This window comes from Senegalimassilia anaerobia JC110 (assembly GCF_000236865.1).
Taxonomy (GTDB): domain Bacteria; phylum Actinomycetota; class Coriobacteriia; order Coriobacteriales; family Eggerthellaceae; genus Senegalimassilia; species Senegalimassilia anaerobia.
In genome coordinates this window covers 89,983-103,206 of the sequence record NZ_HE611015.1, presented here as the reverse complement: position 1 = coordinate 103,206, position 13,224 = coordinate 89,983, and the positions used below count along the sequence as shown (strand labels likewise).

The window sequence follows — 13,224 nt, the reverse complement described above, 5'->3', positions numbered from 1 at the left end:
TTAGACGCTCATCTCCGGTTGCTCGGGAATAGAAGCGATCACCGGGGTGGTCTCCCCTGTGATATCGGTGGCGCGAACCACCACCGTCGAAGCACCTTCGTGCTCCGGCAGGTCATACATAACGTTTTGCAACACGCGCTCGCAGATGCTGCGCAGGCCGCGCGCGCCCGTGCCGTGCTCCAAGGCCTCGCGCGCGATGGCACGGAGGGACTCGTCGGTAAACGTCAGTTCGGATTCCTCGAATTCGAACATGCGCTTGTACTGCTTGACCAACGCGTTCTTCGGCTCGGTCAGAATGCGCACCAGATCGTCCTCGGAAAGCTCGGACAAGCTAGTGACGACCGGGATGCGGCCGACGAATTCGGGGATCATGCCGAACTTGTTCAAATCCTCGGGCAGAACCTGCGCCAGCAGCGCGGCATCGGCGTGCTTTTTGGACTCGGGCATATCGGCATTGAAGCCCAAGCCCGACTTGCCGACTCGCTCGGCGATGATGTCCGCCAAACCCACGAACGCACCGCCCAAGATGAACAGGATGTTGGTGGTGTCGATATGGATAAGCTCCTGCTGAGGATGCTTACGGCCGCCCTGCGGCGGCACGGATGCCTCGGTCCCCTCGACGATCTTGAGCAGCGCCTGCTGAACACCTTCGCCCGACACATCGCGCGTGATGGAAAGGTTCTCGGCCTTACGGGCCACCTTGTCGATCTCGTCGATGTAGATGATGCCGATCTCGGCTCGCTCGATATTGAAATCAGCTGCCGTGATGAGCTTGAGCAGGATGTTCTCGACGTCCTCGCCGACATAGCCGGCTTCGGTGAGCGTGGTCGCATCCGCGATGGCGAACGGAACCTGCAGCGTACGGGCGAGAGTTTGGGCCAGCAGCGTTTTGCCTGAGCCCGTGGGCCCCAGCAGCATGATGTTCGATTTCGCAAGCTCGACATCGCCTTCCTTGGCCTGCTCGCCAAGGCTGATGCGCTTGTAATGGTTATACACCGCAACGGACAAAGCCCGCTTCGCGGCCTCCTGCCCCACCACATGCTCGGACAGCTCGGCATACAGCTCATGGGGCGTAGGAAGCTGCGAGAGCACGAGCTCGGGGCTAGGCGCTGCATCTTGCTCCATATGGGCCTCTACAACCCTGTCGTTGCCGGCCTCACCCATGGCGGGCACCTGCAAACCCAGGTCGCGCATCATGGCGTCGGCGCATACGGATATGCACTCATCGCAGATATAGATGCCGTTCGGGCCCGAGATCATGGCCGCAACCTGATGCGGATGCTTGCCGCAGAATGCGCACACGATGTCCTTGGGGTCCTTGCCCGCGTATTGATCGTCGTGTCTATCGTTCATCGAGATTATCGTTCCTATTCAGATTTGGCCATTGCCGCACGGGACGTGACGATACGGTCGACAAGGCCGTACTCGAGTGCCTGCTCGGCGGTCATGTAATTGTCGCGTTCAGTGTCGCGCTGGATGGTGTCCAGAGACTGGCCGGTGTTATCGGCCAGGATCTTGTTCAGGCGCTGGCGGGTTTTCAGCATGAAGTCGGCCACGATGGCGATCTCGGTCTGCTGACCCTGAGCACCGCCGGAAGGCTGATGGATGAGCACCATGGAATTGGGCAGGCACAGACGCTTGCCCTTTGCGCCGTTAGACAGCAGCACGGCTGCCATGGAAGCGCACTCGCCCAAGCAGATGGTGGAAACATCGCACTTGATGAAGTTCATAGTATCAAGGATGCCCAGACCAGCGGTCACGCTGCCGCCCGGGGAGTTGATGTAGAGGCTGATGTCCTTTTCAGGATCGGCCGACTCCAAATGAAGCAGCTGCGCGACCACGGAGTTGGCCACCTGGTCGTCGATCTGCTCGCCCAAGAAGATGATGCGCTCGTTGAGCAAGCGGGAATAGATATCGTAGCTGCGCTCGCCACGCGGCGACTGCTCCACAACGTAGGGGATCAGAGCAGAATGTGGGTTGAAACTCATGTAAGCCTCGCTTCTCTTGAAAAGCCGCCGCAGCGGCCAAAAGGTTTGATAGCTATAGTGCGGCAACATGGCCGCGCGCGCAAGCGCTATGACGCATTCATGGAGTAACCACAGCCCGCCCAGGCGTGCGCACGATCACGCGCGCACCTCCTGGGCGGGCTGAAAATGGCTGACAGCTTGTGCTATTCGGCGTCGTCGGCCTTGGCAGCCTTCTTGGCGGTCTTCTTAGCCGGCTTCTCGTCGGCAGCCTTCGGCTGAACCTCGGTGACAACCGCCTTGTCCATCAGGTCCGTGACAGCCTTCGTGCGCAGCACGCCCTCGCGAACCATGTGCAGCTGGCCGTTCTTGCGCCAATCCTCTTCCAGAGCGGCCGGATCCTCAACGCCGGACTTCACGAATTCCATGGTGACGTCGGCATCGGAGACCTGCATGTCGAAATGACGGGCCCAAGCGTCCAGAGCCAGGTCCTGCTTGACGTTGTCAGCGGCCTGCAGCTTGATGTCGTCCTTGAAGTTCTCAGCCTTCAGGCCCATCTGCTGCAGATAGGCGTCGAAGGACATGCCGGAAGCCTGCAGCTGCTGGAACAGCTCCTGCAGCAGGTTGGCCTCAGCAGCCTCGGCCATGGCGGCGGGAACCTCGACATCCATGCGCTCGATGAGCTTGTTCAGGCAAGCGCGCTCCTTCAGGCCCGGCAGCATGGACTTCTTCTGAGCGGTCAGGCTCTCAGCCAGGCGCGTGCGCAGCTCCTCGACGTTCTCGAAGCCCAGGGTCTCCTTGACCCACTCATCGGTGACCTCGGGGAGAATCTTCTTGCGGACGGCTTTGACCTCGACGTCGAAGTGGATCTTCTCAGTCTTGTCCTTAAGGGCGCGCAGCAGAACGGGCGGGTTGGCCGGCATGTCCAGGTCGAACTCTGCGGTCTGGCCCTTCTTCAGGCCCACCAGCTTCTCCTCGAACTCCTCGGGCAGAAGGCCGGCGCCCATGGTGTAGGGGCGCTCCTCGGTGGACAGGCTCTCGATGGCCTCGCCCTTGTCGTCGGTGGACTTCATGGCGATGGTCAGCTCGGAGTCGACCTTGACCTTGGTGTTGGCCGGGGCATCCTTGAACGTGAAGTAATGCTCGCGGAAGTGCTCGATCTGGTCCTCGATCTCCTCATCGGTGGCCTCTTCGCCGGGAAGCTCGATCTCGACGGGCTCGTAGCTGTCGAGCTCGACCTCGGGCTTGCACTCGATGGTGAAGGTGTAGGAGTACTCCTTGCCGTCCTCGACCAGGCCGGGCTCCTCAGCGAACTCGGGCTTGCTGATCGGGAACAGGCCCTTTTCGTCGATGGCGATGGGGGAAAGGCCGTTCACCACTTCGTCGGCGACGGAAGCGCGGACGGCGTCCTTGCCCAGAGCGTTATCGATAATGGGACGCGGGGCCTTGCCCTTGCGGAACCCGGGGAAGTTGTACTTGTTAGCGAATTCCTTATACGTATTCTTGATACGGGCGTCGACGTCCTTGGCATCGAGGGTGATGGTCACCTTCGCGCGGTTGCCCTCAAGAGCCTCAACTTTAGTTTCCACGTAGCTATCCTCCATCGTTACTTGCTCATAGGTGCTATAGCGCACCGACCTGTTATTATGGCACATTCCACCCGCTCGATAAAGCTGAGCTCCCGCGTTCACGAACGAACCACGGAAACGCAAGCATCGACCGCGCAATGGGACGCGGGAAAACCACCGCGCCGCTTGCCACATTTGCCTACCAAAACGAACCTGTTCAGGGTATCATAACTATGTCTGAAAACGCACACTCAACGCACCAGAGGAAATCATCATGGCTTCCATCGAATTGAACATCCTGCAAGAGCGGGAACTTGGCCGCTTGCTCGATTACGAACGCGCAACCTGCACCGTCGACGGCGAGCTGGTCTATCGCTGCGCATTCCCGTTGCGTCCCGACGATGATCTGCAGCGCGAGTTGATCGAACGAGGCGCGCTTGCCAAACGTCCGGACGATCGTCGAGGCACTGTGGTAGCCATAACCACCGACGGCTACTCCTACTTCCCCGCAAAACGCAAGGAGCAGGAAGAGCGCAACCGAGACAAGCATCATGACACCCGGCTTGTGGGTCTTTCAGCTTGCTTCGCTGCTGCATGCGTGATCATCGGCTTTTTGTTGGGCAGGTTTGCGGGATAGCACGCAATCCCCTCTTCCATAAACGATTCAAGGGCGCTGAGGCGCCCTTTTTCGTTGCCACCGCGTATACCCCTCAAAATACAATTGAGCGTCAATGGCGATGCCACACTAAGCGTGCCCCCGGTTTGCCCACGCTTGTCGCAACCGTTCCGCCTTTGGTGGTTTTTGATATCCGTCAACGACATCCAACGGCCATGCCCAGCCCCAAAACCCTCCTAAGCAGACCCCGAACGCCAACATGCAAAAACAGGACGCGCCCGAATGCCAGACCCGACGCAAAACGCAAGAAAGGGGCGCGACATGCGCCCCTTTCCAAGGTGTTGGGATATTCAGCTTATCGCTTAGACCCTACGCATCCGCACCGGGCTTAAAATCGCGGCCCTCACGACGCCACTGCATGTACTCGGCGGAAGCCGCGAACAGCACGTCGGTGGAGGAGTTGATAGCCGTCTCCACGGAGTCCTGGATAACGCCGATCACAAAGCCGATGCCGACGACCTGCATGGCCACGTCGTTCCCGATGCCGAACAGGCTGCAGGCCAGCGGGATGAGCAGCAGGCTGCCGCCGGCGACGCCGGAAGCGCCGCAAGCGGACACGGCGGAAAGCGCGCCCAGGATGACAGCGGTGCCGAAACCGACCTCAACGCCCATGGTGTGCGCAGCCATCATAGCCATCAGGGAGATGGTCACAGCGGCACCGCCCATGTTGATGGTCGCGCCCAAGGGGATGGACACGGAGTAGTTGTCCTTGTTCAGGCCCAGCTTCTTGCACAGCTCCATGTTCACAGGGATGTTAGCCGCGGAGCTGCGGGTGAAAAACGCCGTAACGCCGGAGTCCTTCGTGCAACGCCACACCAGCGGATAGGGGTTCTTGCGGAAGCACGCAAACGCCAAAAGAGGATTGGTCACGAAGGCGACCACGGCCATGGCGGCAAGGAGCACCAACAGAAGCTGACCGTACTCGGTGAAGATCTCAAGGCCGTTGGTGCTGACCGAGGTGTACACCAAGCCCATGATGCCGAACGGAGCCAGGGAGATGATCCAACGCACGACCTGCGAAACCGCGTCGGAGATAGAGGCGAAGACCTCCTTCACGCCGTCCTTGGCATGACGCAAGGCGATGCCGAGCAGCACAGCCCACGCAAGGATGCCCAGGTAATTCGCGTTGGTCAGGGCATCAACGGGGTTGGAGGCGATGGACAGCAAAAGCTTGGAGAACACCGACCCAATATCGGAAGGAGCCGCAGAGGTGTCCTGCGCCGCGGCCAAGGTAAGCTCCACGGGGAACAGGGAGCTCATCAAAACGGCGACGAACGCCGCAATGAACGTAGCAGCCAAATACAAGATCACGACCACCTTCATGGCACCGGCGCCCTTGGCGTTTGCAAGCGCGCTGATGACCAAGAAGAATACCAGGATGGGTGCCACGCCCTTCAACGCGGAGACGAACAACGTGCCGAACATCTCGAGCACGTCGTTACCCGGCCAAAACACACCCAAAACAGCGCCGATAACCAAACCGACGAGAATGCGCTTGATCAGGCTGATGTCGTTCCACTTCCGCCCGATTGCCTTCAATGTTTCCATATCATTCGTTCCTTCCCGCCCGCCTTGCCCTGCAACAGGGAAAGCAAGCTTCAGCATAAAGCAGCTGAGGGGAACATGCATGCGTGCATGCTCCCCTCAAATGGTGCGGGCGAAAGGACTTGAACCTTCACGGGGGTTGCCCACCAGAACCTAAATCTGGCGCGTCTGCCAATTCCGCCACGCCCGCACGCCCATCTACGCAAATTTGCGCCTTGCAATCATAGCAAAACCTGCAGCAGGCGACAGGGTGGATTGACCGGTTATCGCCCCAAACGGCGGATTTTACCGGATGGAAACACATGATGCGCCGGACAATGCAGCGACCGCGTAAGGCGCAAGCCTATTCTTCGAGCACGGCGAAATAATCGCTGCCCCGCTTCTCAACCTTAATGTCAGCTAGAGAAGCGATGTACTGCCGCATTTGAGCGAACCCGTGGTCGCGAACCTTAAACGACTTGAACGTGCTGCGCACAAGCTTGGACAGATCGACGATGCCGACCCCGTCGACGCCCGCATCGCGCACAGCATCGAAGATGAGCTGTTCGGGGGTCTGCCCGTGCATCTTCTCGGACCGTTGAGCACGCGAAAGCTTGCGACGCTTGCGAGCCGGTCTGGAGTCCCAAGCCTCAGGCTGGGCAGCACGCTCTTCCCCATCCTCCAGCGCAACAGACGCTTCGTCGGCGGCATCGAATGCACGACCAGCTTCGGAGTGGTCCGCCAATGTGGCATCAGCCTGCGCCCCATCGAAGGTTCCGACAGCAGCCGCATCAACCGAAACCGCCCCATCATGGGAGGCATCATCGGCTCGGTCATGAGGGTGACGGCCCGTCGCAACGGATTCCTCAGACGAGAGAACCTCTTCGATCTCGACCTTATCCTCCAGGACAAGCTCGGCCTTATCCGATTCGCCATCGAAGGATTGCGCCCTATCGCCAGTGCTGCTGGCTTTCGAGCGGGACCTGCGGGATCGGGACCTGCGGGATCGACGTGGCTTGTCGCTCTCCTGCGCTTCGGATGCACCATCCTGCAGTTCGGCGGCATTGTCATCAGCTCGGTTTTCGGAATCTGCGGGAACCGCCGTCCCCGCTCGCCCATCGTCGCCAGTTCGATCGTCGGCGGGAGCCGTGGAGCTTTCCGTCAACTCCACCATCACGCTATTGCCATCCTTGGTGATCTGAACGCTGGAGAACTCGCCGAGCAACTTCGTAAGCTGATTAGTGCCATAGCTGCGCACATCGAAATCGGGATAGCGCTTGAGAAGACGACTCCCAACCTCTCCAAGGCCCGTAGCCTTACCGTTATTCTGGTTATCCGTAACGATATCGGCCACAGCACGCTCGACCTGCTCGATGCTCGGCCCGCTGCCCTGCCCCGCATTCGAAGCCGCCTGCCCCCGATGGCCGCGCCGGGACGCTTTGCCGCCTTCGCCCACAAGCAGCTCAAGCGTGGTGAAGATATCGCACGCCTTGCGAAACGGAACGGGCGTCTTCTTCTCCCCCATACCGATGACGGTGAGGCCGCTTTCGCGGATGCGGCTTGCAAGACGCGTGAAATCGCTATCGCTGGAAACGATGCAAAACCCCTCGACCGCTCCGGTGTACATGATGTCCATGGCATCGATGATCATTGCAGAATCGGTGGCGTTTTTACCCGTGGTGTAACTGAACTGCTGAATGGGCGTGATCGAGTTCTCAAGCAGCGAATCTTTCCATTTCGCATGCAACGTGCTCGTCCAGTCGCCATAGATACGCTTGTAGGTAATAGTGCCATATTTTGACAGTTCGTCGGTGATCGGCTTGATGTACTTTGCAGAAACGTTGTCCGCATCGATGATAAGCGCAAATCGTTTCTCAGATGATTTGGAATCCAATATGTCTCCTTTTAGGGAATCTGCTCCCGTGGGCAAGATGTGTCGTGCACATTGTACGACAGCGCCGCACGTGAAAGCTGATTGCAGGCAACCATAATCACAATGTATGAAAAAGAAAAAGCCCCGCATATGCGAGGCTTGGATTCACATGGTGGACTGTCGGGGACTCGAACCCCGGACCTTGGGATTAAGAGTCCCCTGCTCTACCAACTAAGCTAACAGTCCAAGAAAAAGAATATGTGAAGGTTCGTTTAACAAGCATGTTCAAAATGGTGGACCGTCGGGGACTCGAACCCCGGACCTTGGGATTAAGAGTCCCCTGCTCTACCAACTAAGCTAACGGTCCAAGTAAACACACTATGTCAAACAGCTGCGCGATGGGGTGGGTGAAGGGATTCGAACCCTCGACCTCCAGAGCCACAATCTGGCGCCCTAACCAACTAGGCCACACCCACCAAGGCGCGAGTAAGTATTATACGCACTTCCAAAATCTGTGCAACCCCCTTTTCGAAACTTTTTTCGAAAAGGTTTTTGAAACCGCCTAGCGCTTGGTTTGCGAGTTCATCCGAGAGCTTCGCTTCCGCTATCGAACTCAACCGATTATGCATCAGCTGAACAGGGGCAGCCCATTCTGGAGACGAAGGCTGAAGCCCACCTGATTCGCGCGAGCTCGTCCGGGCGCTTCGCTTCCGCCATTGCCCAGAATCGGCATCCACGACCAAGTTTGAGGAGTTCCCTTCCAAGGGCAAATGCCGAATGCCCTCCGACGCGATAGGAGGCGTTCGCGTAAAGGGGCCGGTTATCTTGCATCAAATCGGATCGCAGCGTTGCCATGAACGAAAGCCGCGCCAAGCATACATCGCCGCAACGCCTCGCAATGCATGCTTCGCATCCGCTATATGCGGCACGTTATATCCTCCATATAAGGCAATGGTGTTAGGAGCCTCAGCCACCTTCCCCGATCAACCATCGAGCCATTTACCCCGGCTTTGCATCAACTCATCTAAAACACCGCATAACACGGCGAGCGCACATGGCGAAACCACCATCTCGCGTTCGCCTTCAACGGCAGGGGCTTATAGAACATAGCGGCAAAGGCGATATGACGACACGCAAATTTTTGTGCAAATGCACTACGGTCACATGCCGTTAACCAAATAGAAGCTACCGCTCGGGTTACAATATGGTCATTCCCGTTGAATACTTGGAGACACCCATATGGAGACATTCCTGCTTATATTGCTTATGCTCGCCGCTGTTCTGGCATCGTCGGTGATTGACCAGCTTGTACCTAAAGTGTCATCACCGCTTATCCAAATCGGCCTAGGCCTTGCCATCGCCGTGGTCGCAGGACGGCAAATCGATCTGCTGTTCGACGAATCGGAGCTATTCTTAGTCTTGTTCATCGCCCCGCTGCTGTTCCATGAGGCGAAAGAAGCCAAGAAAACGGAATTGTGGCGCAACAGACGCTCTATCTTGTCGCTGGCAATCGGCTTGATCCTGGCGATTATCGTTGCCGTGGGCTTTTTCGTGAACGCCATGATCCCCTCCATTTCGCTTGCCGCGGCGTTCGCGCTGGGCGCGGCGCTTGGCCCTACCGACCCCATCGCCGTATCGGCCGCATCGAAAGATGCCGACATCAGCCCGCGATGCAAAGCGCTCCTTAAGGGCGAATCCCTTATCAACGATGCCTCGGGTATCGTAGCCTTTCAGTTCGCCATAGCCGCGGCTATGACCGGCGCCTTCTCCCCCGCTCACGCCATTGGCGAGTTTCTGCTGGAGTTTGTGGGCGGCATCGCGTTCGGCTTGATACTCGGAGTCATCGGCAACGGTATCGTTCGCCTCGTGCGATCCTGGGGCCTTGAGAACACCACGTTCCATGTTCTGTTCGAGGTATTCACCCCGTTCATCGTGTTTCTAGCCGCCGACCAGCTCGGCGGTAGCGGCATCCTGGCAGTAGTTGCCGCCGGCCTGGTCAACGTCATCTCGCCTCGCACCGCCGGACCCTCGGTGTCCCGTCTGAACATCGTCTCCACCAGCGTATGGCGCGTGATCTCCTTCACGCTCAACGGCATCGTGTTCGTGTTGCTGGGAACGCAGCTGCCGCGCGCCATGCAAACCACCTGGAGCAACGTGGCCATCTCGAACTGGACGTTGCTCATATACGTGCTGACCATCAGCTTGATCCTTATCGCCGTTCGCTTCGTATGGGTGCTGCTGATGGAGCGCGTGCACCACCGACATGTCGCAAAGCGCAACGAGAAAGCCGCGAAAGAAAAGAACATCGCTCCCGAGCCGCGTAAATCGCTTGCCCATGACGTGCATTCCGCCGCTATCATGACGCTTGGAGGCCCGAAAGGCACCGTTACCCTGGCGGTGATCCTGACCCTCCCACAAGCTATCGCGCAACGTCAGCTGATCCTGTTCTTGGCGTGCGGCGTGATCGTGGTCACGCTTTTGCTCGCCACCTTCGTGGTTCCGATCCTGGCCCCCCAAAAGAAACGCGATAATACCGAACAGCTTGAACGCGATGTCCAAGCAAACCTTGATATCCTTCGCGTCGTGATCGAGGAGCTGTCCGCCTGCCAAACACCGGAAACGCGCGCAGCAACGCAGATCGTTGTTCGCCAATACAACGACCGCATCAAAAAGATCAAAGAACTCAATGGCATAGAAGATGAGCCCAACATGAAGTTGCGCCTGCGCACGCTGGCCTGGGAACGCGAATTCGCTCGAAACCTTATCGATGCCGACGAGGTGGATCGTTTCGCTGGATATCAGTACCTCATGCGCCTTGCACGCATGGAAGAGCTAATCATGCACCAACACTCCGTGCGCGCAAACCTCCGACAGCATTTCATACGATGGAGGACGTTCGGCAGACGCAGCTTGCAGGAAATCGTCCATAAGGTTCCCGGAGCCGAACTAAGCGAGACCACGCAAGCAACAAGAGCCCTGCAAATCAAATGCTACGAGCATGTGGTTGACAAACTTCATGAAGAGCTGGCTGGAAACTCCCCCGCCAATGCCGAGGACATCTCGAAGCTGCTCATCGAATATCAGCGTTTGCTGAGAACGCTGCGCGCCGCCGCCCCTTCCATCACCACGTTCACGACAACGCAAGATAAAAGCGCCGACGTCGAGCGACTTGGCTTGGAAATCGAGCTTGAGCAGATCCAGACCCGCTACGACGATGGCGAGCTTTCCCGCGTAGCGGCAAAGCGTCTGCGAGAGAACGTCAACCTCATGCAAATGGACCTGGAGGACAACGTCTAGAATAAGTTTTGGTAGTTAACCTATGTCAACTACCAAAACTTGACACACAATTTGTCCTATAAGTCGTGGTTTACCGCCTCTTGCGCTAAGGGTGCAGAGGGTAGGCTAAAGCTAGAATAAAATGGCCGCCCAAAAGGGCGGCCATTTTACTGAGCAGTTGAGCTCAATGAAAGCCTACATGCGCTCGGGAGCGGACACACCGATAAGATCGAGCGTCAAAGCCAATACCGTACGCGTTGCATCGGCAAGAGCCAAACGGGCGTTTTGAATGGCGGGATCTTCGCCGACGATATGACAATTGGTATAGAACTGATGGAACAAGCCGGCAAGCTCCTGCGCATAATGCGTCAAGCGGAACGGAGCACGGTCGCGCGCTGCCAGGGCCACAAGCTCGCCAAAGTCATCCATCTTGCGCATAAGGGCGATCTCGGACTCGTGCGTGAGCACGCTAAGGTCGACATCTGCGGGGATGACCTTTGCAGCCAGCTCATCAGCAGACAGCGACTCGGCACCTTCGCCAGCTGCCTTGCGCAAAACAGAGCAAATGCGCGCATGAGCATACTGCACGTAGTACACCGGGTTGGAGTTGTCCTTCTTCTTGGCAACCTCGATATCGAAGTCGATAGGCTGATCGGAGGAACGCGAGAGCATCAGGAAGCGCGTAGCGTCCACGCCAACTTCATCGATAAGCTCGGCGAAAGTGACCATCTCGCCCGTACGCTTGGACATACGCACAGCTTCGCCATCGCGGAACAGGTTGACCAGCTGTCCCAGCACGACCTCAAGCGCGCCAGGATAGCCCCATGCGGCAAGCATGGCCTCGCAGCGGCGGATGTAACCATGATGATCGGCACCCCACAGGTCGATCAGGTGGTCGAACCCACGCTGCATCTTATCGTAGTGGTAGGCGACATCGGACATGAAGTACGTGTATTCGCCGTTTTCCTTGACCAGAACACGGTCCTTATCATCGCCGAAATCGGTGGAACGAAACCAGGTGGCGCCATCCTTGTCGTACAGGTAACCCTTCTCGTTCATGATCTCAAGAGAGCGGGAGACGGGCGACGTGCCGTTTTCGTCGACCTCGTAAAGGCTGCGCTCGCTAAACCAGGTATCGAACGTGGTACCAAAACCGGTGAGGGTTTCACGGATAAGATCGAGCATCTCCTGATAAGCGATTTCACGGAACGCCTCTATGCGCTCCTGGTCGCTGACGCTCTCCCACTTGTTGCCATCGCGATCGATGATGCCCTGGGCGATATCCTTCACATAGCCGCCGCCATAGCACTTCTCAGGCATCTCGATATCGTGACCAAGCAACTGCATATAGCGAACGGAAACCGAATTACCGAAGACATCCATCTGAACGCCATGGTCGTTGATGTAATACTCTTCGGATACCTGATAACCCGCATGACGCATAACGCGCGCAATGGCATCGCCAAGCGTTGCCCAGCGGCCATGACCGACATGCATCGGACCCGTAGGATTGGCAGACACATACTCAAGGTTGACGTTACGAGGAGTACCTTCAGGCAACGTACCCTTGCCGAAGTCGAAACGCTCTGCACGCACACGAGCAGCAACAGACTGGAACGCGGAAGGCGTCAACTTAATGTTGATGAAACCAGGACCTGCGATCTCGACAGATGCGATCATGTTGTTTTCGGGCAGATGATCAACGATAATCTGCGCAATCTCGCGCGGATTTTTATGGGCCAGCTTTGCCGTACGCATGGCAACGGTCGAAGCCCAATCGCCATTGGATAGGTCGCGAGGACGCTCAAGTGCCGGAGCAGGACGCTCGGCCAGCTCCAGCGTTGCGTCGTCACAAGCAGCGGCAATGGAAGCCGCAATGAGGTTTTCCAGTTCTTCGCGAATTTGCATGTTGATAAAACTTCCTTAAGCTAGCACCGAATACATAGTTCTGCATCTTACCATGCTTGTCCCAACAATCCGATATGCAGTCGCCAGGCAACACGGTAAACCGAAAACCAAAAGCTCCCTCGCATATGCGGGGGAGCTTTCAGGCCTTGCCCAAAGATCAAATCTTGAACAAAGGCAAAGGCTTTAGGAGGTGCGACAGGGCATGCGCACGCACTGTCGCGAGTAAGCGATTGTCTGAGTTTCCGTTCGCGATGAGCAAACGAACGAAACCATGGGAGCGAGAACAATCGAGAATGAGCTCAAAACGCAAGTTGTACGCTATTCAGAATCATCATCGTTCATTCTCCATGTTTGCTGCACCGTGCTCAAATAGACATGATTACGGGAAGGATCAGCAAACAATGCCAGTCATCGAATTAAGCAACGATGACGGTG

8 protein-coding genes and 4 tRNA genes are annotated in these 13,224 nt (G+C 57.4%); 2 read left to right on the top strand and 10 right to left on the bottom strand.

The genetic code is table 11. The features are described 5' to 3' along the window. From clpX to tig, 3 genes are all read right to left on the bottom strand, one after another. Positions 1-1,353, bottom strand: a complete 1,353-nt coding sequence (clpX, locus tag SFHG_RS03760; protein ID WP_042433954.1) for an ATP-dependent Clp protease ATP-binding subunit ClpX — start codon at positions 1,351-1,353, stop codon at positions 1-3. 14 nt (positions 1,354-1,367) lie between these two features. Continuing rightward, positions 1,368-1,988 carry an ATP-dependent Clp protease proteolytic subunit gene (locus SFHG_RS03755; RefSeq protein WP_042433952.1) on the bottom strand — a complete coding sequence of 207 codons (621 nt, stop codon included), beginning with the start codon at positions 1,986-1,988 and terminating at the stop codon, positions 1,368-1,370. A gap of 182 nt (positions 1,989-2,170) precedes the next feature. Continuing rightward, complete coding sequence (gene tig / locus SFHG_RS03750; RefSeq protein WP_052297823.1) at positions 2,171-3,553, bottom strand: trigger factor; 1,383 nt, start codon at positions 3,551-3,553, stop codon at positions 2,171-2,173. Between the two features lie 253 nt (positions 3,554-3,806). Here tig and SFHG_RS03745 point away from each other — a divergent pair, with 253 nt between their 5' ends. Further along, positions 3,807-4,169 carry a hypothetical protein gene (locus SFHG_RS03745; protein WP_042433949.1) on the top strand — a complete coding sequence of 121 codons (363 nt, stop codon included), beginning with the start codon at positions 3,807-3,809 and terminating at the stop codon, positions 4,167-4,169. A 348-nt stretch (positions 4,170-4,517) separates the two neighbouring features. Here the strand turns inward: SFHG_RS03745 and sstT are convergent, their stop codons facing one another. From sstT to SFHG_RS03715, 6 genes are all read right to left on the bottom strand, one after another. Further along, positions 4,518-5,756: a serine/threonine transporter SstT gene (gene sstT / locus SFHG_RS03740; RefSeq protein ID WP_042433947.1), complete on the bottom strand. Its 1,239-nt coding sequence runs from the start codon at positions 5,754-5,756 to the stop codon at positions 4,518-4,520. A gap of 101 nt (positions 5,757-5,857) precedes the next feature. Next, positions 5,858-5,943 (bottom strand) — tRNA-Leu (locus SFHG_RS03735). A 153-nt stretch (positions 5,944-6,096) separates the two neighbouring features. Then, positions 6,097-7,626 carry an NYN domain-containing protein gene (locus tag SFHG_RS03730; RefSeq protein WP_042433942.1) on the bottom strand — a complete coding sequence of 510 codons (1,530 nt, stop codon included), beginning with the start codon at positions 7,624-7,626 and terminating at the stop codon, positions 6,097-6,099. Between the two features lie 149 nt (positions 7,627-7,775). After that, positions 7,776-7,851: transfer RNA gene (locus SFHG_RS03725), tRNA-Lys, on the bottom strand. Between the two features lie 45 nt (positions 7,852-7,896). Continuing rightward, positions 7,897-7,972 (bottom strand) — tRNA-Lys (locus SFHG_RS03720). 32 nt (positions 7,973-8,004) lie between these two features. Further along, a tRNA-His gene (locus SFHG_RS03715) sits at positions 8,005-8,081 on the bottom strand. 763 nt (positions 8,082-8,844) lie between these two features. Here SFHG_RS03715 and SFHG_RS03710 point away from each other — a divergent pair. Next, on the top strand, positions 8,845-10,902 hold the full coding sequence (locus tag SFHG_RS03710; RefSeq protein WP_042433939.1) for a cation:proton antiporter: 2,058 nt from the start codon (positions 8,845-8,847) through the stop codon (positions 10,900-10,902). 174 nt (positions 10,903-11,076) lie between these two features. On the opposite strand, the gene argS is transcribed toward SFHG_RS03710, so the two are convergent. Then, a complete protein-coding gene (gene argS, locus SFHG_RS03705; protein ID WP_042433936.1) occupies positions 11,077-12,789 on the bottom strand; it encodes an arginine--tRNA ligase in 1,713 nt (570 codons plus the stop codon). Positions 12,790-13,224: the final 435 nt, after the last annotated feature.